18 protein-coding genes are annotated in these 21,383 nt (G+C 67.6%); 16 read left to right on the plus strand and 2 right to left on the minus strand.

Annotated elements, in window-relative coordinates; translation table 11 throughout:
- The first annotated feature begins 82 nt into the window (after positions 1-82).
- The 14 genes from pyrH (at position 83) to IQ292_RS08560 (ending at position 16,672) form a co-directional block, all read left to right on the plus strand.
- The gene (gene pyrH / locus IQ292_RS08495) at positions 83-814 is read left to right on the plus strand and encodes a UMP kinase (RefSeq protein WP_203309894.1); all 732 of its coding nucleotides are present in this window, start codon (positions 83-85) and stop codon (positions 812-814) included.
- 3 nt (positions 815-817) lie between these two features.
- Positions 818-1,375 carry a ribosome recycling factor gene (frr, locus tag IQ292_RS08500; protein WP_203309895.1) on the plus strand — a complete coding sequence of 186 codons (558 nt, stop codon included), beginning with the start codon at positions 818-820 and terminating at the stop codon, positions 1,373-1,375.
- A gap of 73 nt (positions 1,376-1,448) precedes the next feature.
- On the plus strand, positions 1,449-2,186 hold the full coding sequence (locus IQ292_RS08505; protein WP_203309896.1) for an isoprenyl transferase: 738 nt from the start codon (positions 1,449-1,451) through the stop codon (positions 2,184-2,186).
- A gap of 44 nt (positions 2,187-2,230) precedes the next feature.
- Positions 2,231-2,992 carry a phosphatidate cytidylyltransferase gene (locus IQ292_RS08510; RefSeq protein WP_203310080.1) on the plus strand — a complete coding sequence of 254 codons (762 nt, stop codon included), beginning with the start codon at positions 2,231-2,233 and terminating at the stop codon, positions 2,990-2,992.
- Complete coding sequence (locus IQ292_RS08515) at positions 2,989-4,164, plus strand: 1-deoxy-D-xylulose-5-phosphate reductoisomerase (protein ID WP_203309897.1); 1,176 nt, start codon at positions 2,989-2,991, stop codon at positions 4,162-4,164. The genes IQ292_RS08510 and IQ292_RS08515 overlap by 4 nt, the downstream gene beginning before the upstream one ends.
- Complete coding sequence (rseP, locus tag IQ292_RS08520; protein WP_203309898.1) at positions 4,161-5,294, plus strand: RIP metalloprotease RseP; 1,134 nt, start codon at positions 4,161-4,163, stop codon at positions 5,292-5,294. The genes IQ292_RS08515 and rseP overlap by 4 nt, the downstream gene beginning before the upstream one ends.
- A 69-nt stretch (positions 5,295-5,363) precedes the next feature.
- Positions 5,364-8,108 (plus strand): outer membrane protein assembly factor BamA, encoded by a 2,745-nt coding sequence (bamA, locus tag IQ292_RS08525; RefSeq protein ID WP_203309899.1) that lies wholly within the window; start codon positions 5,364-5,366, stop codon positions 8,106-8,108.
- Between the two features lie 8 nt (positions 8,109-8,116).
- On the plus strand, positions 8,117-8,830 hold the full coding sequence (locus tag IQ292_RS08530) for an OmpH family outer membrane protein (protein WP_238940927.1): 714 nt from the start codon (positions 8,117-8,119) through the stop codon (positions 8,828-8,830).
- 53 nt (positions 8,831-8,883) lie between these two features.
- A complete protein-coding gene (gene fabZ, locus IQ292_RS08535) occupies positions 8,884-9,336 on the plus strand; it encodes a 3-hydroxyacyl-ACP dehydratase FabZ (protein WP_203310081.1) in 453 nt (150 codons plus the stop codon).
- Between the two features lie 101 nt (positions 9,337-9,437).
- Positions 9,438-9,671 carry a 50S ribosomal protein L31 gene (rpmE, locus tag IQ292_RS08540; protein WP_115379900.1) on the plus strand — a complete coding sequence of 78 codons (234 nt, stop codon included), beginning with the start codon at positions 9,438-9,440 and terminating at the stop codon, positions 9,669-9,671.
- A gap of 54 nt (positions 9,672-9,725) precedes the next feature.
- Positions 9,726-10,037, plus strand: a complete 312-nt coding sequence (locus tag IQ292_RS08545; protein ID WP_203309901.1) for a PilZ domain-containing protein — start codon at positions 9,726-9,728, stop codon at positions 10,035-10,037.
- A 70-nt stretch (positions 10,038-10,107) separates the two neighbouring features.
- Positions 10,108-12,162, plus strand: coding sequence for a S9 family peptidase (locus IQ292_RS08550; protein WP_203309902.1), 2,055 nt, complete (start codon positions 10,108-10,110; stop codon positions 12,160-12,162).
- Between the two features lie 77 nt (positions 12,163-12,239).
- The gene (locus IQ292_RS08555; RefSeq protein WP_203309903.1) at positions 12,240-14,930 is read left to right on the plus strand and encodes a valine--tRNA ligase; all 2,691 of its coding nucleotides are present in this window, start codon (positions 12,240-12,242) and stop codon (positions 14,928-14,930) included.
- A 308-nt stretch (positions 14,931-15,238) separates the two neighbouring features.
- A complete protein-coding gene (locus IQ292_RS08560; protein WP_203309904.1) occupies positions 15,239-16,672 on the plus strand; it encodes an MATE family efflux transporter in 1,434 nt (477 codons plus the stop codon).
- Between the two features lie 5 nt (positions 16,673-16,677).
- Here IQ292_RS08560 and IQ292_RS08565 read toward each other — a convergent pair whose 3' ends face one another.
- Complete coding sequence (locus tag IQ292_RS08565; protein WP_203309905.1) at positions 16,678-17,556, minus strand: diacylglycerol/lipid kinase family protein; 879 nt, start codon at positions 17,554-17,556, stop codon at positions 16,678-16,680.
- 82 nt (positions 17,557-17,638) lie between these two features.
- Between IQ292_RS08565 and hemB the strand changes: the two genes are divergently transcribed.
- Positions 17,639-18,631 (plus strand): porphobilinogen synthase, encoded by a 993-nt coding sequence (hemB, locus tag IQ292_RS08570; RefSeq protein ID WP_203309906.1) that lies wholly within the window; start codon positions 17,639-17,641, stop codon positions 18,629-18,631.
- Positions 18,632-20,848 carry a fused MFS/spermidine synthase gene (locus IQ292_RS08575; protein ID WP_287978291.1) on the plus strand — a complete coding sequence of 739 codons (2,217 nt, stop codon included), beginning with the start codon at positions 18,632-18,634 and terminating at the stop codon, positions 20,846-20,848.
- Here the strand turns inward: IQ292_RS08575 and IQ292_RS08580 are convergent.
- On the minus strand, positions 20,845-21,342 hold the full coding sequence (locus IQ292_RS08580; RefSeq protein WP_203309907.1) for a hypothetical protein: 498 nt from the start codon (positions 21,340-21,342) through the stop codon (positions 20,845-20,847). The two genes, IQ292_RS08575 and IQ292_RS08580, sit on opposite strands and share 4 nt — an antisense overlap.
- Positions 21,343-21,383: the final 41 nt, after the last annotated feature.

Genomic DNA, 21,383 nt, shown 5'->3' on the forward strand with positions numbered 1-21,383 from the left:
AGGACGGCGGCGCGTCGAGGTTGCTCCCGCGCCGCTGTCCGCCTAAGGTCCGCGCCGCTTTCCCCATAACCCCAAGGACCTCATGAGCCCCGCGCCGCGCTTCAAACGCATCTTGTTGAAATTGTCCGGCGAAGTGCTGATGGGCGACGGCGGCGGTCTCGCGATCGATCCCGCCGTCACCGCGCGCGTCGCCGCGGAGATCGCCGACGTGAAGGCGCAGGGGTTCGAACTCTGCATCGTCGTCGGCGGCGGCAACATCTTCCGCGGCATCTCCGGTGCGGCGCGCGGCATGGAGCGCGCGACGGGCGATTACATGGGCATGCTCGCGACCGTGATGAATGCGCTCGCGGTGCAGAATGCGCTCGAGCAGATCGGCGTCGAGACGCGCGTCCAGTCCGCGATCCCCATGTCGTCGGTGTGCGAGCCCTTCATCCGACGCCGTGCGATGCGCCATCTGGAAAAGGGGCGCGTGGTGATCTTCGCCGCCGGCGTCGGTTCCCCCTTCTTCACCACGGATTCGGGCGCCGCGCTGCGCGCCGCCGAGATGAACTGCGACGCGCTGTTCAAGGGGACGAGCGTCGACGGCGTCTATGACGCCGATCCGAAGAAGGACCCGAACGCCAAGCGCTACGCCACCGTCAGCTACGACACGGTGCTGGCCCACAACCTCAAGGTCATGGACGCGAGCGCCGTGGCCCTGTGTCGCGATTCGAACATTCCGATCGTCGTCTTCAACATCCGAGAGCATGGCAATTTCGCCGCCGTGCTGCACGGCGAGGGCGTGTCGACGGTCGTCCAGAAGGAAACGGAGTAACCCATGGCCGCCTACGACAAGTCCGATCTCGAGCGCCGCATGGCCGGCGCGGTCGAATCGCTCAAGCATGACCTGAACGGCCTTCGCACCGGGCGCGCATCTACCGCGCTGCTCGATCCGGTGACGGTCGAGGTGTACGGCAGCCACATGCCGCTCAATCAGGTCGCGACCGTCTCTGCGCCGGAGCCGCGGATGCTGTCGGTGCAGGTGTGGGACAAGTCCAACGTCGGCCCGGTCGAGAAGGCGATCCGCTCCGCGGGCCTCGGCCTCAACCCGATCAACGACGGCCAGACGCTGCGCCTGCCGATTCCCGATCTGACCGAGGAGCGTCGCAAGGAGCTGGCGAAGCTGGCGGGCAAATATGCGGAAGGGGCGCGCATCGCGGTGCGCAACGTCCGCCGCGACGGCATGGACAGCCTGAAGACCGACGAGAAGAAGGGCGTGTTCAGCGAGGACGAGCGCAAGCGCCACGAGGCGGAGGTGCAGAAGCTGACCGACGCGACCATCGCCGATGTCGACGCGGCGGCGGCGGCCAAGGAAAAGGAAATCCTGGGCAAGTGACGCGCGAACGGCACTTGCTGTCGGGCGCATGCCGGGGGCGTGCGCTGCGTCTCGCTCCCTGCGGAGCGTCGGCATGAGCAGCGCGCCCCTTCTGTCCGCCGTGCCCGAGACCGGTCCCGTCCCGCGCCATGTCGCGATCATCATGGACGGCAACGGACGGTGGGCGAAAGCGCGGCATCTGCCGCGCGTCGCCGGGCACAAGGCCGGCGTGGAGGCGGTGCGCCGCGTCACCCGCGCCGCGCGCGCGATGGGGATCGAGGCGCTGACGCTCTACGCCTTCTCGTCCGAAAACTGGCGCCGCCCGGAAGAGGAGGTCGGCGCGCTGATGGGATTGCTGCGCCTGTTCATCCGCTCCGATCTGGCGGAACTGGTCGCGGAAAACGTCCGGCTGCGGATCATCGGCGACTATCGCCGCTTCGCGCCCGACCTGGTCGCCATGGTCGACGACGCGGTCGCGCGTACCGCCGCCAACACCGGCCCCGTCCTGGCGATCGCGCTCAACTACGGGTCGCAGGCGGAACTCGTCGCCGCGACGCGACGCCTGGCGGCGCGCGCGGCGGCCGGCGAGATCGATCCCGCCGCGATCGGCCCGGCGGATATCGAGGCGGAGCTGGACACCGCGGACCTGCCGCCGCTCGACCTCGTCATCCGATCGTCGGGGGAGCAGCGGCTGTCCAATTTCCTGCTGTGGCAGGCGGCCTATGCCGAATTGCTGTTCGTCGACACGCTCTGGCCGGATTTCGACGCTGAAAGCCTTGCAGAGGCGGTGGCGGCATTCGGTCGGCGCCAGCGGCGTTACGGCGGCCTGTGAGCGCCTCCGACCAGCCGCCACGGGGGCGGCGGCCGTCCGAGTTGATGGTGCGCACGCTGACGGGCCTCGGACTGATCGCGCTTGCCATGATCTGCCTGACGTTGGGCGGCTTTCCGCTCTGGCTGCTGACGGCGGTCGCCGGTGTGTTCATGATGGCGGAGTGGAGCGATCTGCATGCCGCCACGCCGCGCGACAAGCGGCTCGGCCAGTTCGCGCTTTTCGCGGCGCTGGCGATCATGAGCCCGCTCGCCGCGGGGCCGGACTTCTTCGCGCTCGGATTGCTCGCGGGCGTGTTCTTCTTCATCACCATCGTCACCCGCCGCCCGCAGCTTGGCGCCGGCGCCCTCTATGTCGGCCTGCCGATCTTCGCCGTGCTTCTCATCCGTGAGCAGAAGCCCGACGGCATCGTCTATACCCTCTGGGCGCTTGCCTTGGTCTGGGCCACCGATATCGGCGCCTATTTCGCCGGCCGCGCGATCGGGGGGCCCAAGCTCGCGCCATCGATCAGCCCCAACAAGACCTGGGCCGGGCTCGTCGGCGGTCTCGTCGCCGCGACGCTGCTCGCGGTGGCGATCCACGCCGCTTATGGATTGCCCGTGCGGCTCGTGCTGGCGACCCCCGTTCTGGCGGTGCTCGCGCAGGCGGGCGACCTGTACGAAAGCCATCTCAAGCGACGGGCCGGCGTCAAGGATTCGGGCAGCATCATCCCTGGCCATGGCGGTGTGCTGGACCGTCTGGACGGCCTCGTGCCCGTCGCTCCCGTCGCGGCGCTGCTGGTCGTGCTGCCGATGCTGCTTGCCGCATGAAGACGATCAACATCCTGGGTGCGACCGGCTCCGTCGGCACCTCCACGCTCGATCTGGTCGAGCGCGAGCCGGACCGGTTCCGCGTGCGCGCGCTCACGGCCAATTGCGACGTCGACCGGCTTGCCGCCGCGGCGATCCGGACCGGCGCAGAGCTTGCCGTCGTCGCGGATGCGACGTGTCTGCCGGCGCTGCGCGACGCGCTCGCCGGGACGGGCACGCGAGCCGCGGGCGGGCGACAGGCGGTGTGCGAGGCCGCGCGCGGTGCCGACTGGACGATGGGGGCGATCGTCGGCTGCGCGGGCCTGGGACCGGTCATGGCCGCGATCGAGGACGGCGGTACCGTCGTCCTCGCCAACAAGGAACCGCTCGTCTCGGCGGGCGAGGTGATCCTCGCCGCGGCCGCGCGCTCGGGCGCGACGCTGCTGCCCGCCGACAGCGAGCATAACGCCATCTTCCAATGCCTGGAGAAGGCGCATCCAGAGCGGGTCCGGCGCATCATCCTCACCGCCAGCGGCGGCCCGTTCCGTGACTGGTCGACCGAGGCGATGCGCGCGGTGACCCCGGCGCAGGCGGTCGCGCATCCCAATTGGTCGATGGGGGCGAAGATCAGCGTCGACAGCGCGACGATGATGAACAAGGGGCTCGAGCTGATCGAGGCCGCGCGCCTCTTTCCCGTCCCCGCCGACCGCATCGAGATCGTCCTGCATCGCCAGTCGGTGATCCATTCGATGGTCGACTATGTCGACGGGTCGATGCTCGCCCAGCTCGGGCCCAGCGACATGCGCGTGCCGATCGCCCACACGCTGGCATGGCCGGACCGCATGACGACGCCGATGGAGCCGCTCGATCTCGTGCGCATCGGAAGGCTCGACTTCGAGGAGGCGGACCCCGTTCGCTTTCCCGCGCTGCGGCTGGCGCGCGAAGCATTGGATGCGGGCGGCGCACGTCCCGCGATCCTCAACGCGGCCAATGAGATCGCGGTCGCGGCATTCCTCGCGAACCGGATCGGCTTCCTCGAAATTGCCGCAATCGTCGCCGATACCCTCGACCGGTTCGATCCGCCGCCGCCTGGTACGCTCGAGGATGTCCTCGACGTCGATGCCGAAGCGAGACGATTGGCGGAAGACCTGATACAGGGGTCCGGTTCGCGCGTTGAGGATTGCGTAGTTTGATCCAGTCTCCCGGCATCCTGTTGGCCGTCGTCGCCTTTCTCTGTGCGATCGGGCCGCTCGTGTTCATCCACGAGATGGGACATTATCTTGCCGGCCGGTGGTGCGGCGTGCAGGCGGAAGCCTTCTCGATCGGCTTCGGCCGCGAGGTGGCGGGTTTCACCGATCGCCGCGGCACGCGGTGGAAATTCGGTTGGCTGCCGCTCGGCGGCTATGTCCGCTTCGCGGGGGACATGAACCCCGCCAGCCAGCCCGATGCGGCCTGGCTGTCGCTCCCCGCGGCGGAGCGGATGCGCACCTTCCAGGCCAAGCCCTTGTGGCAGCGGGCGATCATCGTCGGTGCAGGGCCCGCAGTGAACCTGATCCTCGCGGTGCTGATCCTGGCGGGCTTCGCCTACGGCTATGGCGTGGACAAGACGCCGCCCGTCGTCGGCAGCGTCGTTGCGGGAGGACCTGCGGCCAAGGCGGGGCTGGCGGAGGGCGACCGGATCGTCGCGGTGGACGGCCGCGGCGTCGACACCTTTTCCGACCTCGCGCGCTTCGCGCTGATCCGGCCCGCGCAGACGGTGACGATGACGATCGATCGCGGCGGCCGACAGATCGAAACGCCGCTGACGATCGGCACGGTTCATCAGCGGGACCGTTTCGGCAACGAATATCGCATCGGGCGCATCGGCATCGCCAGCGGGGCGCCGGTCCTCGCGCCGGTCAGCCTCGTCGAAGCGCCCTTTGCCGGCGCACACATGACCGTGGACATCATCGGCGGTACGCTGGAGACGCTGGGCCAGATCATCAGCGGGCGCCGCTCGATCGACGAACTCGGCGGCCCGATCCGGATCGCCAAGATCTCGGGTGAGCAGATGGCGCTCGGCCTTCCGGCGTTCGTGTGGCTCGTCGCCATGCTGTCGATCAATCTGGGGTTCATCAACCTGCTGCCAGTGCCGATGCTCGATGGCGGTCATCTGTTCTTCTACGCGATCGAAGCGGTGCGTCGTCGTCCCCTCGAACCCCGCGTTCAGGAATGGGCTTTTCGCGGCGGGCTGGCGATGGTGCTGGCGCTGATGCTGGTCGTGACCTTCAATGATTTGATTGCCGTTGGCCTCTGGCAACGGCTGGCCGGGTTGATCGGCTGAACCGCTTGGGGCAGGGCTTGCGCCCGGGCCTTGTCGCCTGATGTATTTGGGGTGGGTTGAGTGACCGCGATGAAGAGTTCCAAGTTCGCGCAGACGGGTGCGCTGCTGCTGGCCGGCACCGTCCTGTCGGGCGTACCCGCGATGGCCCAGACCGCTCCTGCCGCCGCGCCCACGCCGCAGGCGACGCCCGCGGCTGGTGCGCAGGGCAAGGCGCCCGCGACCACGGCCGCCCCGCAGGCACAGCGGATCATCAAGACGCTGCGCGTCGAGGGATCGCAGCGCATCGAGCCGGAAACGGTGCTTTCCTATACCAAGCTGCGCGTCGGCATCCCGTACACCGCGGAAACGCTCGACCAGGCCTTGAAGGACCTGCAGGCCTCCGACCTGTTCGTCGACTATACGATCTCCGGCGTGGAGAGCGGCGACATCGTCGTCCGCGTGCGCGAGAATCCGATCATCAACCGCGTGATCCTCGAGGGGAACAAGGCGCTCAAGAGCGACAAGATCACCAAGGAGATCAAGCTCGCGCCGCGTCAGATCTTCACGCGTACCGCGGTGCGCCAGGACGTCGCGCGCATCATCGAACTGTACCGCCGCCAGGGCCGATTCGCCGCGGTCGTCAGCCCGAAGATGGTCAACCTCGACCAGAATCGCGTCGACGTCGTGTTCGAGATCACCGAGGGGCCGAAGTCCAAGGTCCGCCAGATCAACATCATCGGCAACGAGGTGTTCAGCGACGACAAGCTGCGCGGTGAGATGGCGACCAAGCAGTCGCGCTGGTTCCGGCTGCTGTCGTCGAACACGAGCTATGACCAGGACCGCCTGAACTACGACCAGCAGAAGCTGCGCCAGTTCTACCTGACGCAGGGCTATGCCGATTTCCGCGTGACCAGCGCGGTCGCCGAGCTGACGCCCGACAAGCGCGACTTCATCATCACCTACGTGGTCGAGGAGGGTAAGCGCTACAAGTTCGGCGACGTGACCGTCGACAGCGAAATCCGCGACTTCGACAACAAGAAGCTCGCCTCCTCGCTGCCGGTCAAGAAGGGCGACTGGTACAACGCCAAGCTGGTGGAGGATTCGATCGATCAGCTGAGCGAGGCCGCCGGCCTGTTCGGCTATGCCTTCACGCAGGTCGATCCGGAATACAACCGCGACCCCGAAACGCTGACGATGGGGCTGAACTTCCACATCGGGCAGGCGCAGCGAACCTATGTCGAGCGGATCGAGATCAACGGCAATACGCAGACGCAGGACAAGGTCGTCCGCCGCGAAATCCGCCTGGCGGAGGGCGACGCGTTCAACAGCTTCCAGGTGAAGCGCTCGCAGGATCGCATCAACTCGCTGGGCTTCTTCCAGGACAAGATGGAGATCAAGCAGAACCCCGGTTCGTCGCCCGATCGCGTCGTGCTGGAAACCAATCTCGAGGAAAAGTCGACCGGCGAGCTTCAGCTGTCCCTCGGCTATTCCAGCCTCGAGCGCTTCATCGTCCAGGCGAACATCACGCAGCGCAACTTCCGCGGCAAGGGGCAGGAGCTGCGCGCCGGCGTCAACTATTCGGTCTATTCCAAGTCGATCGAGCTGGGCTTCACCGAGCCCTATCTGTTCGACAAGAACGTCGCCGTCGCCGTCGACGTCTTCCGGCGCGACTATAATTCGTTCAACTACATCGGTACGCAGCGGCAGACGACCTATTCGCAGGTGTCGACCGGCTTCCAGGTCCGTGCGGGCGTGCCGCTCACCGAGTATTGGCAGCTTGCGGGACGATACGGCCTGTCGTACGATCAGGTCGGTCTCGACCAGGCGACCTATTTCACCAACGGCGTCTGCGATCCGCTCAAGGCCGGCCGTTACCTCTGCGAGGCGATCGGCAATCGCTGGACGTCGTCGATCGGCTATTCGCTGATCTACGACAGCCTCAACAGCCGCCTGCGTCCGACCGCGGGGCAGCGCTTCACCTTTAGCCAGGACTTCGCCGGCCTGGGTGGCGACGTGAAGTATATCCGCACCCGCGCCGAAGGCTCGAAATTCTGGGGCCTGGGCAAGGGCTTCGTCTTCTCGACGCTGGCCGAGGGCGGATACATCAAGTCGCTCGAGGGCAGCCGCGGGCCCGGCATCGATCCGGTGCGCATCACCGATCGCTGGTACCTCGGCGAACCGCAGTTCCGCGGTTTCGACATCCGCGGCGTCGGCCCGCGCGTGACGCGCCAGGCCTATACGACGGATGCGAACGGCAAGCAGGTGCTGGTCACCGACCGCAACCAGCTGGTCGACGACGCGCTGGGCGGCACGGCCTATTATCTCGCCCGTGCGGAGCTCGAGCTGCCGCTCGGCGCCGGCGCGCGCGAGCTTGGCCTGCGCCCGTCGATCTACATCCAGGCGGGCAGCCTGTGGGGTCTGACGCGGCCGCTGCCGACCGCCAGCTTCCCGACGGTCACCGACGCGAACGGCAACGTCACGGTGCTGCCGATCCAGCGACTGTTGGTCGACGGATCCGGCAACCAGATCTACATCGTGCCGTCGACGGCCACGTCGAACGCGGGTCTCGCGACGACCTGCGCGATCGGTTACGCCGCTACCGTCGGCGCGCCGTGCGTCGGTTCCTCGACCAATAGCCTCGCCTACCAGACGCCGATTGCTCCATTCAAGGAAACCTATTACGGCTCGACGGCCCTGCCGCGCGTGTCCGTCGGTATCGGCGTCAACTGGAATTCGCCGTTCGGCCCGCTGCGCATCGATCTTGCCAAGGCGATCGTCAAGCAGCCGGGTGACGACCCCAAGCTCATCACCTTCAACGTAGGGACTCAGTTCTAATGAAGACCATGACCAAGACCTCGCTCGCGGCGCTCGCCGGTGCCGCCGCCGCGCTGGTCGCGGGCGGCGCCATGGCGCAGACGGCAGGCATCGCCACCGTCCAGCCCGATGCGGTGATCCTGAGCGCGAAGGCGTTCGACGCGGCGAACCAGCAGATCTCGACCACCTACAAGTCGCAGCTGGATCAGGCCTCGCAGCAGCAGACCGCGCTGAACACGCAGCTGCGCACGCTGCTCGACACCAACAAGGACGGCCAGGTCAGCCAGGCGGAGCTGCAGGCGGCGCAGACGCCGAACAGCGCCATCGGCAACCAGGTCCGCGCCGCGCAGGAAAAGGCGGAGCCGCAGATCGAATCGCTGCAGCGTCCCGCGACGCTGGCCCAGGCCTATGCGATCGAGCAGATCTCGCAGAAGTATGACGCCGCGCTGCGCGCCGTCGTCACCGCGAAGAAGATCAACATCGTCCTGACGCCCGGCGCGATCCAGTACGCCCCGGCGTCGACCGACGTGACGCGCGATGTCATCGCGGAGATCGACCGCTCGACCCCGACCGTGCCGGTCACGCCGCCCGCCAACTGGCAGCCGACGCAGGAGACGGTGCAGCTGCTCCAGCAGTATCGTCAGATCGTCGCCGCCAATGCGCAGCGTCGTGCGCAGGCCGCTCCGGCCGGAGGCACCCCCGCCGCGCCGGCTCCGGCGGGCAAGGCGCCGACGGGTCGCTGAGCGTCGCACCGGTGAGCGATAGCGATACGACCACCGGCGCGGCCAAGGGCGCCATGACCTCGTACGACGTGACGAAGGTCATGGCGGCCCTGCCGCACCGTTATCCGATGCTGCTCGTCGACCGGGTCGAGGAACTGGTGCCCGACCAGTCGATCGCCGCGATCAAGGCGGTGACGATCAACGAGGGCTTCTTCCAGGGGCATTTCCCCGGTCGGCCGATCATGCCGGGCGTGCTGATCGTCGAGGCGTTGGCGCAGGCGGCGGGCGTGCTCGCGGTCGAGAGCCTGGGCCTCGCGGGCTCGGGCAAGCTCGTCTATTTCATGGCGATCGACGGGGCGAAGTTCCGCAAGCCGGTCGAGCCCGGCGTGCTGCTCCGCCTCGAGGTGACGTTTGTCCAGAAGCGCGCGAGCGTCTGCAAGTTCGCCGGCGTCGCGAAGATCGACGGGCAGGTCGTCGCGGAAGCCAATTTCACCGCTATGATCGCCGATCCGCCCGCAAAGGGCTGACACCCGACTTTGTACGACCTTTGACAAAAGGCTGTGTGCCGTTTAGTGGCGCCGCCTTCCCCACAGGCTGGTCGGAACCAGCCGCTTCGAGGACGAATGACATGAAGGCCGATACCCACCCCGACTACCATATGATCAAGGTGCAGATGACCGACGGCACCGTGTTCGAGACCCGCTCCACCTGGGGCAAGGAAGGCGACACGATGCAGCTCGACATCGATCCGCTGGCGCATCCGGCCTGGACCGGCGGTCGCGGGACCATGCTCGACGCGGGTGGTCAGGTCGCGCGGTTCAACAAGCGCTTCGGCGGCGGTCTCACCCTGCGCAAGGGCTGAGCGTCACCGTCATCGTCAACGCGGCATTAACCGCTCCGGACCTAAGGTCGGGTCATGTTTGCCGCGGAATATGAAGATGCCGAGTTCAACGGCCGGCGCCGCGCCCCGCGTGCGCCGGTTTCGTTGGATGCGCATATCGGCAAGGCGGCGCGGACGCTGTGCAAGGTTGTCGATATCTCGATCCACGGCGCCCGGCTGCAGACCTATTCCGCCCTCAAGAAGGGTTCCACCATCTGGCTGACGCTGCCCGAAGGCGGGTCGGTGGCGGCCGACGTCATGTGGGCGGATGATTTCGTCGCGGGTTGCCAGTTCCACAAACCACTCGAGATGGACGTTTTCGATCGCCTCCTGGCGATGCAGCGCTAGGCGCGCGATCGTCAGGAACGGCTCGGCTGACGCGTTGCCCCGAAGCGCGCCTTCTGCTTAATCGTGCGGCATGAAGATGCTGCTTTCCGCGAGCCTGCTCGCTCTCGCCCCCGCCGTCCTCGCACCGTCCCCCGCGGATGCCCGCCAACTGACGATCGACGATGTCACGATGCTGCGCCGCATCGGCGCGCCGACCGTATCGCAGGACGGTCGCTGGCTGGTATGGGCGCAGCGCGAGACCGATATCGCCGCGGACCGCGGGCGGTACGATCTGTGGCGGCTGGATCTGCGGCGAAAGGGCACGGCGCCGGAAAAGCTGGTCGGCGAACCTGATGTCGACGAGAACTCGCCGCAGGTCGTCGGCGACACCGTCTATTATACCGCCAACAAGGGTGGCGAGGACGCGATCTGGGCCGTGCCGGTCGCTGGCGGGACGCCGCGCAAGCTGACGGATTTCCGCGGCGGCTTCGGCGGGTTCAAGGTCGCGCCGACGGGCGACCGCATCGCCGTCTGGGCGGATCGCAAGCCCAACGCGCCCAGCCTCGAGCCCGCGGTCGAGAAGAAAGCCGCCGACGCCGGCGCGGCACGCGTCTACGACAAGATGTTCGTTCGCCACTGGGACAGCTGGGCCGACGGCACGCATTCGCAGCTGTTCGTGCTGCCGCTCGGTCCGGACGGCGCGCCGGGCAATGGCGTCGCGGTCGAGCACGGGCTCGACGGCGACACGCCGTCCCGACCCTTCGGCGGCGGGGAGGAAGTATCGTGGAGCGCGGACGGTCGCACGCTGTATTTTGCGCTGCGCGTCGCGGGCACCACCGAACCCTTGTCGACCAATCTCGACATCTGGTCGGTGCCGGCCGACGGCTCATCGGCACCCGTCAACCTGACCGAGGCGAACAAGGCCACCGACACGTTGCCGACGGTGTCGCCGGACGGCAAGTCGCTCGCCTGGGTCGCGATGCGGCGGCCAGGCTATGAGGCGGACCGACAGGTGCTGATGCTGCGCGATGTCGCCAGTGGTCAGGTTCGCGCGCTGACGGAGGGCTGGGACCGTTCTGTCGGCTCGATCACCTGGTCGCCCGATTCGAAGCGCATCTACGTCACCGCGCAGGATACGCAGGAAATGCCGCTCTGGGCGGTGGATCCGAAGTCGGGCAAGGTCGAGCGTCTGACGCAGCAGGGCCATGTCTCCGCCGTCGCGGCAACGCCGGCGGGCGCGGTCGTCGCGCTCAACAGCCTCACCGCGCCGGATGACTTCTACGCGATCGCCGGTCGCGGCAAGCCGCGGCGCCTGACCAGCGTCAACGCCGACCGTCTGGCGGGTATCGACATGCCGACGGTGACGCGGTTCAGCTTCACCGGGGCGAACGCCGATACCGTCTGGGGCTATGTGGTGAAGCCCGCTGGCGCGACCGGCAAGGTCCCCGTCGCCTATATGGTGCACGGCGGCCCGCAGGGATCGAGCGACAACAGCTGGTCCTATCGCTGGAATCCGGCGGTGTTCGCCGGGGCGGGCTACGGCCTCGTCGCGGTCGATTTTCACGGGTCCACCGGTTACGGCCAGGCCTTCACCGACGCGATCCGCAACAATTGGGGCGGATGGCCGCTGGAGGACCTGCAGAAGGGGATCGCCGCCGCGACCGCGAAGTTCGGCTGGCTCGACGGCGACAAGGCCTGCGCGCTCGGCGCGTCCTACGGCGGCTACATGATGAACTGGTTCGAGGGTCGCTGGCCCGACCGGTTCAAGTGCATCGTCCAGCACGACGGCGTCTTCGATGCGCGCGCCATGGCCTATGAGACCGAGGAGCTGTGGTTCGACACCTGGGAACATGGCGGCAAGACCTATTTCCAGGATCCGGCCGCCTATGAGAAGTGGAATCCGGTCAACTACGTCACCGCGTGGAAGACGCCGATGCTGGTCATCACCGGCGAAAAGGACTTCCGCATCCCCTATACGCAGGGCCTGGCGGCTTTCACCGCGTTGCAGCTGCGCGACGTGCCGTCGCGGCTCGTCGTCAATCCCAACGAGAACCACTGGGTGCTGAAGCCGAGGAACTCCCGCCAATGGTATCGCGAGGTGCTCGGCTGGATGGATCGGTGGACGAAGGACGCGCCCGCCCGGTGACGTGGGTCGGGCACGACCGCGGCGCATGATCGGTCGGGGGTGACGGGGGCGGCGGCGCTGGCTAAAGCCCGCTCACTATGAGCGAGCTTCCCAAGACCTTCGACCCCGCCGCGATCGAGACCCGCTGGTACGACCATTGGGAGCGCAACGGGCTGTTCCGTCCCGATCGTCCGGGCGCCGAGCCCTGGACGATCGTCAACCCGCCGCCGAACGTCACGGGGTCGCTGCACATCGGGCATGCGCTCGACAACACGTTGCAGGACATCCTGACGCGTCACGCCCGCCTGAAGGGCAAGGATGCGCTGTGGGTGGTCGGCACCGATCACGCCGGGATTGCGACGCAGATGGTCGTCGAGCGCCAGATGGCGGCGAAGGGCGAGAAGCGCACCGACTATAGCCGCGAGGACTTCGTCGCCAAGGTTTGGGACTGGAAGGCGGAGAGCGGCGGCGCGATCACGCGCCAGCTGCGCCGGCTCGGCTGCTCGATGGACTGGGCGAACGAGCGGTTCACGATGGATGAGGGCTTTTCGAAAGCCGTGCTCAAGGTCTTCGTCGAGCTGCACCGCCAGGGCCTGCTCTATCGCGACAAGCGACTGGTCAACTGGGATCCCGGCCTCGGCACCGCGATCAGCGACCTGGAGGTCGAGACGCGCGAGATCGCCGGAAAGTTCTGGCGGTTGCGCTATCCGCTGGCCGACGGCAGCGGCCATATCGAGGTCGCGACGACGCGGCCGGAGACGATGCTGGCCGACATGGCGGTGGCGGTGCATCCTGACGACGCGCGCTACACCGCGCTGATCGGCAAGCAGGTGCGCCTGCCGATCACCGGCCGTCTGATCCCGATCGTCGCGGACGAGCATGCCGATCCCGAACTCGGTTCGGGCGCGGTCAAGATCACGCCGGGCCACGACTTCAACGATTTCGAGGTCGGCCTGCGCGCCGGCATCGCCGCGCGCGACATGCTCAACATGCTCGATGCCAAGGCTCAGGTCGTCCAGACCGCCGATGGCCTGATCCCGGGCGATTTCCTCGGCCTGTCGACGGCGGATGCGCGCAAGGCGGTGGTCGCGCGGCTGAAGGACGAGAATGTCCTCATCCTGCACGTCGACAAGGACGGCAACGAGCATGACGCCGAGCCCCGGACGATCCAGACGCCCTTCGGCGACCGGTCGGGCGTGGTGATCGAGCCGTGGCTGACCGACCAATGGTATGTCGACGCCGCCACGCTCGCCAAGCCGGCGATCGAAGCGGTGCGAAGCGAAACCATCAGGATCGTCCCCAAGACCTGGGAGAAGACCTTCTTCAACTGGATGGAGAACATCCAGCCGTGGTGCGTCAGCCGGCAATTGTGGTGGGGTCACCGCATTCCGGCCTGGTATGCCGACGACGGTCGCGTCTTCGTGGCGGAGACGGAAGAGGACGCGCAGGCGGAGGCGGGGGACGGCGTCGCGCTGATCCGCGATCCCGACGTGCTCGATACCTGGTTCTCCTCGGCGCTGTGGCCGTTCGCGACAATGGGGTGGCCGGATCAGAGCGATCCGACGCTCGGTAATCGCTATCCCAACGACGTGCTCATCTCCGGCTTCGACATCCTGTTCTTCTGGGATGCGCGGATGATGATGCAGGGCCTTCACTTCATGAAGGACGTGCCGTTCCGCACGCTCTACCTGCACGGGCTGGTCCGCGCCGCCGATGGCGCCAAGATGTCGAAGTCGAAGGGGAATACCGTCGATCCGCTCGGCCTGATCGACCGATATGGTGCCGACGCGCTGCGCTTCTTCATGGCGGCGATGGAAAGCCAGGGCCGCGACATCAAGATGGATGAGAAGCGGGTCGAAGGCTATCGCAACTTCGCGACCAAGCTGTGGAACGCCGCGCGCTTCTGCCAGGCCAACGGCATCGTCGGCGCGCAAAGCCCCGCCGTCCCAGCCGCGACGCTGCCGGTGAACACCTGGATCATCGGCGAGACGATCCAGGCGGTGCAGGCGGTCGACCTCGCGCTCGCCGACTATCGCTTCGATGGCGCCGCGAACGCGGTCTATCAGTTCGCCTGGAGCCGGTTCTGCGACTGGTACCTCGAACTGATCAAGCCGACGCTGAACGAGGATGCCACTACCCAGCCGCAGCATGCCGAGGAGACGCGCCGGGTCGCCGGCTGGGTGCTCGACCAGATCCTGGTGATGCTCCACCCGTTCATGCCCTTCATCACCGAGGAACTGTGGCATGCGATGGGCACGCGCGACGCGGACCTGATCGTCTCGCCATGGCCAGAGGTCGATGCCCGTTCGATCGACCAACAGGCGATCGCCGACATCCAATGGCGCATCCGCCTGATCGGAGAGGTGCGCGCCGCCAAGAACGAGCTGGGCATCGCGCCCGGCACCATGCTGCGCGCCTATGTCCGCGACGCCAGCGTCGAGACGGCGAACAGGATCAATGGTGCCTATACCACGCTGCGCAAACTCGCGCGCCTCGAGGAGGTGTCGATCGAGCCCGCGCCGGCGGGGGCGGCGATCCAGATCGTCGTGGACGAGGCGACCTACATCATTCCACTGGACGGCGTGATCGACATCGATGCCGAGCGGGCGCGCCTGACCAAGGGGATCGCTGCAGCCGAAAAGGAACGCGACGCGCTTGCGGGACGTCTCGGCAACCCGAGCTTCGTCGAACGCGCCAAGCCCGAGGCGGTGGAGAAGGCCCGCGCCGACCACGCGGAAAAGGCGGCGGAAGCGGAGCGCCTGTCGGCGGCACTGGCCCGGCTGGGGTAAACGGGAGGGCGGGGCTCGTCACCCCGGACCTGATCCGGGGACCATCGATCCACGGGCACATCGGGCGCGGTTTGGTTGCTTGATTAGCCTCATGCGGGCCAAAGCAGTCGGGGCTTGGGTTCACCCAAAACCCGCCGTCATCCCGCGAAGGCGGGAATTGATTGTCACGCTGGTATTGATGGGAACCGAGAGGCCAGCCGAAATCGATCCCCGCGTCCGCGGGGATGACGACGGCATAAGCCCCGGCGCTTGCCTTTTCCGCACGCCTCGAACACGTCTGCGCTACCCACCAACCAGAGGCGACCCAGATGGCGAAACCGCAACGCGACCTGACGAGCGGGCCGATCGGACGCACGCTGTTCCTGTTCGCGCTGCCGACGCTCGGCTCCAGCGTCCTCCAGTCGATCAACGGATCGATCAACGCGATCTGGATCGGGCAGCTGCTGGGCGAGCGGGCCCTGGCGGCGACCACCAACGCGGGTCTCGTCATGTTCCTGCTCGTCTCGGCGGTGTTCGGCTTCGGCATGGCCGCGACGATCCTGATCGGCCAGGCGATGGGACGTCGCGATATCGACGCCGTGCGCCGCGTGTTCGGCAGCGCGCTTGGCCTGTTTTCCATCCTGTCCCTGCTGGTCGTGGTCGCCGGCTGGCTGCTGGCGCCCGCGATCCTGACCGCGCTGCGCACGCCCGCGGATGCCTATCCGCTCGCGCTCGCCTATCTGCGCGTCATCTTCGTGGCGATGCCGACCGGCTTCCTTTCGGTGCTGGTGACGATGGGACTGCGCGGCACGGGCGATTCGATGACGCCGCTCAAGTTCATGGCGCTCGGCTCGGCGATCGATGTCGCGCTCAATCCGCTGTTCATTCGCGGTTGGGGACCGGTGCCCGCCTTCGGCATATCCGGGTCGGCGATCGCCACTTTCATCGCCAATACCGTATCGTTCGTCGCGCTGCTCGCCTTCGTCTACCGCCGCGATCTGGTCTTGCGGCTGCGTGGCGCGGAGCTGCGCTATCTCATTCCCGATCCGGCGCTGCTCCGGCCCATCGTGACCAAGGGCGTCCCGATGGGGTTGCAGATGCTGGTCGTCACGGCATCGGCGCTGGCGATGATCGGATTGGTCAACGGCTATGGCACCGGTGCGACGGCCGCTTATGGCGCCGCCAACCAATTGTGGACGTACATCCAGATGCCGGCGATGGCCGTCGGCGCGGCGGTCAGCGCGATGGTCGCGCAGAATATCGGCGCGGACCGCTGGGACCGCGTCGCGCGGATCACGCGATCGGGCGTGCTGATCAACCTCGGCATGACGCTGACGCTGATATTGGTCGTCACCGTGCTCGATCGCGCGGTGCTCGGCCTGTTCCTGGGAAGCGATTCGGACTCGATCGACCTCGCCGCGCACATCAATGTCATCGGATCGGCGAGCTTCCTGTTGTTCGGCGTCTCGATGGTGCTCTCGGCCACCGTGCGGGCCAATGGCGCCGTCGTCGGGCCATTGGTGATCCTGGCAATCGCATTGTTTCCGATCCGGCTGGGGCTGGCCTGGACGATGCGACCAGCCTGGGGTGCGGATGCGATCTGGTGGAGCTTCCCCGCCGGCTCCGCGGCGTCGATGCTGATGACGATCGCCTATTACCGCGCCGGCGGCTGGCGCAAGGGACGGCTGATCCCGCCGCAACGCGGCGAGGCGCAGGCGTTGGCCGACAGCCAGCCGGCCGGGAAGCCGATGCCAACCGGCTGAAAGGGTCAGGCGGGCACCATCACGTCGATGATCCCCGCCGCGATATGCGCGGTGACGGGGGTGTGCGCCAGAAGCTCGCCGTCGATCGAGATCGGCAACGGCGGTTCGGTGGCGATCCGCACCGACTTGCCGCGAAACGTGACGGTATCGTGGTGGCGCACATCGGAGCCGATGACGCTCGCCGCCCAGTTGCGGACGAGGCGCAGCTTGTAGTTGCCGACCACGGCCTGGACGACGATCTCGCCCGAATCGACCCTGGCGTCGTCGACCAGCCAGGTCCCGCCGTGATAGGGGCCGTTCGAGATACGCACCTCCGTCACGCGCATGCGCTTCTCGCCGCTGCCGTCGTCGATGATCAGCGTGAACGGCTCGAAGTGCACGAACTGATAGGCAGCCCAGCCGAGATAGCCGACGCGCCCGAGCACCTTTTTCAGGCCGTGCGGCACGGTCTCCGCAATCTGCGGGCTGATGCCCATCGCGGCGCAATTGGCGAAATAGTCGCCGTCGATCATGCCGAGATCGATGCGCCGGCGTCGCCCGTGGCGGATCACGTCGACCGCGCCCTCGACGTCGATCGGGATGCCGAGCGTGCGCGAAAAGCTGTTCGCCGTGCCGAGCGGCAGGACGCCGAGCACGACGCCGCGGCCGACCAGATGATCGACCAGGCCGCTGATCGTGCCGTCACCCCCGCCCAGCACGACGAGATCGGGACGCTTGTCGAGCGCGCGCTTGAGCGTCGCCTCGAGCTCCTTCGGATTCTTCACCGCATGCGCGTCGACGGGGAAGGGCAGCCCCGACATGGCGGCGCAGGCGCGTTTGAACAGCTTGCGGCCGCGCCGTGACCTCGCATTGACGATCAGGGCGGCGGAGGCGAATTCGGGCATGGGATCTTCCAACGGTTTCGCCAAAGGTTTCGTGTGCGCAACGCTTGGCAAGCGGCTTGCGATCCCGCATGGCCAATCGGTCATGAACGCTGCCTATCCCGCGCTTCGCCTGCGCCGTACGCGCGCCTCCAGCTGGAGCCGCCGGCTCCATGCCGAAACCGTATTGACGCCTGCCGACCTGATCTGGCCCCTGTTCATCGTCGAGGGGGAGGGCGTCGAGCAGCCGATCGCGAGCCTGCCCGGCGTCTCGCGCTGGTCGATCGACGGTATCGTCGCACGCGCCCGCGAGGCCCGCGCGCTCGGCATCCCCTGCGTCGCGCTGTTCCCCTATACGCCCGCGCATCTCAAGACCGAGGACGGGCGAGAGGCGCTCAACCCCGACAATCTGATGTGTCGCGCGACCCGGGCGATCAAGCATGCGGTGCCGGACCTCGGCGTGCTGACCGATGTCGCGCTCGATCCCTATACCACGCACGGCCACGACGGACTGGTCGATGCGGCGGGCTATGTGCTCAACGATGCGACGGCGGACGTGCTGATCGGCCAGGCACTGAACCAGGCACGGGCGGGGGCGGACATCGTCGCGCCATCGGACATGATGGACGGCCGGATCGGCATGATCCGCGGCGCGCTGGAAGGCGAGGGCGCGCACAACGTCCAGATCATGAGCTATGCCGCCAAATATGCCAGCGGCTTCTACGGCCCGTTCCGCGACGCGGTCGGCAGCCGCGGTCTGCTCAAGGGTGACAAGAAGACGTATCAGATGGACCACGCCAATGCCGAGGAGGCGCTGCGCGAAGTCGCGCTCGACCTGGCGGAGGGCGCGGACAGCGTGATGGTCAAGCCGGGCCTGCCCTATCTCGACATCATCGTGCGCGTGAAACAGCGGTTCGAGGTGCCGGTCTTCGCCTATCAGGTGTCGGGCGAATATGCGATGCTCGAGGCGTCCGTGGCCGCCGGCGCGGGCGATCGCGACGCGCTGGTCATCGAGACGCTGATGGCGTTCAAGCGGGCCGGCTGCTCGGGCGTGCTCACCTATCACGCCGCGCATGCCGCCCGCCTGCTCGGCGCCTGAGTGAAGTCCCGCGGGGACGTTAGCACGGCCATACTGGGCCGGGCGGGGCGGTCGCTGTTCGTCGCGACCATCCTGCTCGGCTCGTTCCTGCTTTTCCTCGTCCAGCCGATGGTCGCGCGAATGGCCTTGCCGCGTCTCGGCGGCGCGCCGGCGGTGTGGAATTCGGCGATGCTCGTCTATCAATTGCTGCTGCTCGGCGGATACGCCTATGCGCATGCACTGGCCCGGGTGCGCCCGTGGCTGCAGGCGGCGGTCCACCTCGCGGTGCTCGCCGCCGGAGCGCTGTGGCTGCCGATCGGGCTGAGCACGACGGGCGAGCCGGGCGGCGCGGATCCGGTGATCGGCGTGCCGATCCTGCTCGCGGCATCGATCGGCCCACTGTTCTTCGCGGTCTCGGCGCAGGCGCCGCTCGTGCAGCGCTGGTTCGGCCTTGCCGGCGGCGCCGATCCCTACGCGCTCTACGCGGCGTCCAACCTCGGCAGCTTCGTCGGGCTGCTCGCCTATCCGCTGCTCGCCGAGCCGCTTCTGTCGCTCCAGCACCAGAGCGCCTGGTGGAGCCGCGGCTATGTGGTGCTGGCCCTGCTCGTCATCCTGTGCGCCAGCCGCCTGCCGCGTGCGGAGCGTGATGCCCCCGCCCCGCCGACCAGCCGGCCGGCGCCCCGCGCGCGTGTCGCGCACTGGATCGTCCTGTCGCTCGTGCCGTCCGGGCTGATGCTCGCCACGTCGACCTACATCACCACCGATATCGTCGCGATGCCGCTGCTATGGGTCCTGCCGCTGGGGCTCTACCTGCTGAGCTTCACGATCGCGTTCGCCGCGCGGCGCGACATCGCCGATTTCCTGACGCGGGTCGCGCCGATCACGATCCTGCTCTTCGGCGGCATCATCATCGGCGGGTTCAATACGCAGCCGCTGGCGAATCTCGGGATCGCGCTGGTGCTCCTGTTCATGGCATCGGTCGCGCTGCACACGCAGATGTACCGGCTGCGCCCGGCCGCGGATCGCCTGACGGGATTCTATCTGGCGATGGCGCTGGGCGGGGCCCTTGGCGGGGTCTTCGCGGGTCTCGTCGCGCCGGTGGTGTTCGACTGGACCTATGAATATCCGCTGCTGATCCTCGCGGCGGGTCTGTTGGTGCCGCAGGTCTATCTGACCGGCTGGCTCCGCGATCTGTGGTGGGGGCCGCGGCGGTTGCTCGCCTGGGCGGTCGTGATCACCGCGTGCGCCTTGCTCGCCGCCGCCGCGCTGCTCGATCCCGAAGGGCGGTTTGCCGAGCGGCATCAGGGCATCGCCTTCGTCCTCGTCGCCGCGGTCGGTCTTGCCGCGATCGGAACGCGGCGGGCCTATGCGCTGGTGCTTGTCTCGTCGCTGATCCTGTTCGGCGGCTGGCGCGCCGTCGAGCTGACGCTGGAGAAGGGCGCGCGCACGCGCAGCTATTTCGGCGTCTACACCATCCGCGACGGCGAAGGGCGGCGCGAGCTCGACCATGGCACCACGGTGCATGGCATCCAGCTGACCGGCAGCCCGCTGCGGGAACGAATGGCGACGACCTATTACGTGCCCGGCTCCGGTATCGGTCAGGCATTGGGGCTCGCTCCGCAACTCTACGGCCCGGCGGCGCGGATCGGCATCGTCGGGCTGGGGACGGGAACGCTCGCCTGCTATGCGCGGCCAGGTCAGCGCTGGCGCTTTTTCGAGATCGACCCCGCCGTGGTGACGATCGCACGCGATTCGGGCCGGTTCACCTACCTTTCCCGCTGCCTGCCCGGTGTCCCGATCGTCATGGGCGATGCGCGCGTCAGCCTGACCGGGTCGCCCCAGGCCAGCCTGGACGTGCTGGCGCTCGACGCCTTCGCCTCCGACGCCATTCCGATGCACCTGATGACGCGGGAAGCCTTTGCGACCTATGCCCGCGTGCTGGCGCCGCACGGATTGCTGTTGGTGCATATATCCAACCGCTTCCTTGACCTGGAACCGGTCGTTGCCGCGGCCGCGCGGGCAAACGGCTGGCACGCCGCGGAATTCTATTATCGACCGTCCCCGCTGGATGCCGAAGCGTCACCCAGCCAGTGGATTGCGCTGTCGCGCGACCCGCGGATCATGGCGGTGATCACGCATGCGGCTCCAGGTTGGCGCCCACTGGCCCCACGCCCCGGCGTACCGGCATGGACCGACGATTTCTCGTCCATCCTGCCGGTGCTCAAATGGTACCGCTAGGCACGCGCCAGCCGCGCCTGGATGCGGGCGATCGTCTGCGCCTGCTGGTCGGCCTCCGCCGCGATGGCGTCGCGGAGCGACCCGAGCGCCGGATAGGGTGGTGACAGTTGCGCGCAGCGCTCGGCGGCTAGCAGGTCGACATCGGTGAGAAGCGAGGAGGTCTGCGCCCGCCAGTCGTCCAGCTGCGCCAGCGCGGTCTGCGCGTCGAGCCAGGAATCGCTGCCGGCGGCCGCGCCGCGGGCACGATCCGCTGCGCTATCCGCCTTTGCGGCATCCTCGGCGAAGCCGCGCGCCAGCGAAGACAGCGTCCCGCGTAACGCGCCGATCCGCGCATCCAGCGCCGGGTCCGGCTTGGCGACCGCGACCTGCACCTTGGGTTCGGCGAATCCCTTTTCCTCGACCGCGCGGGGGGCGAGGGAGGGGTAGGCGCGCGTGTCCCGCGCGCAACCGGCGAGCGTCAGAGCGGCGAGGGTGAGCAGGGCAGGGGCTTTCATCGGAGCCGTCCTATTGGGCGAAGAAAAAGTGCGCAATGTAC

This window comes from Sphingomonas beigongshangi (genome assembly GCF_016820445.1).
GTDB lineage: Bacteria > Pseudomonadota > Alphaproteobacteria > Sphingomonadales > Sphingomonadaceae > Sphingomonas > Sphingomonas beigongshangi.

Excerpts from the sequence above, each read along its gene's own strand:
- pyrH (WP_203309894.1), top strand. The coding sequence starts at position 83 with ATGAGCCCCGCGCCGCGCTTCAAACGCATCTTGTTGAAATTGTCCGGC.
- frr (WP_203309895.1), top strand. The coding sequence starts at position 818 with ATGGCCGCCTACGACAAGTCCGATCTCGAGCGCCGCATGGCCGGCGCG.
- IQ292_RS08505 (WP_203309896.1), top strand. The coding sequence starts at position 1,449 with ATGAGCAGCGCGCCCCTTCTGTCCGCCGTGCCCGAGACCGGTCCCGTC.
- IQ292_RS08510 (WP_203310080.1), top strand. The coding sequence starts at position 2,231 with ATGGTGCGCACGCTGACGGGCCTCGGACTGATCGCGCTTGCCATGATC.
- IQ292_RS08515 (WP_203309897.1), top strand. The coding sequence starts at position 2,989 with ATGAAGACGATCAACATCCTGGGTGCGACCGGCTCCGTCGGCACCTCC.
- bamA (WP_203309899.1), top strand. The coding sequence starts at position 5,364 with ATGAAGAGTTCCAAGTTCGCGCAGACGGGTGCGCTGCTGCTGGCCGGC.
- IQ292_RS08530 (WP_238940927.1), top strand. The coding sequence starts at position 8,117 with ATGACCAAGACCTCGCTCGCGGCGCTCGCCGGTGCCGCCGCCGCGCTG.
- fabZ (WP_203310081.1), top strand. The coding sequence starts at position 8,884 with ATGACCTCGTACGACGTGACGAAGGTCATGGCGGCCCTGCCGCACCGT.
- rpmE (WP_115379900.1), top strand. The coding sequence starts at position 9,438 with ATGAAGGCCGATACCCACCCCGACTACCATATGATCAAGGTGCAGATG.
- IQ292_RS08545 (WP_203309901.1), top strand. The coding sequence starts at position 9,726 with ATGTTTGCCGCGGAATATGAAGATGCCGAGTTCAACGGCCGGCGCCGC.
- IQ292_RS08550 (WP_203309902.1), top strand. The coding sequence starts at position 10,108 with ATGAAGATGCTGCTTTCCGCGAGCCTGCTCGCTCTCGCCCCCGCCGTC.
- IQ292_RS08555 (WP_203309903.1), top strand. The coding sequence starts at position 12,240 with ATGAGCGAGCTTCCCAAGACCTTCGACCCCGCCGCGATCGAGACCCGC.
- IQ292_RS08560 (WP_203309904.1), top strand. The coding sequence starts at position 15,239 with ATGGCGAAACCGCAACGCGACCTGACGAGCGGGCCGATCGGACGCACG.
- IQ292_RS08565 (WP_203309905.1), bottom strand. The coding sequence starts at position 17,556 with ATGCCCGAATTCGCCTCCGCCGCCCTGATCGTCAATGCGAGGTCACGG.
- hemB (WP_203309906.1), top strand. The coding sequence starts at position 17,639 with ATGAACGCTGCCTATCCCGCGCTTCGCCTGCGCCGTACGCGCGCCTCC.
- IQ292_RS08580 (WP_203309907.1), bottom strand. The coding sequence starts at position 21,342 with ATGAAAGCCCCTGCCCTGCTCACCCTCGCCGCTCTGACGCTCGCCGGT.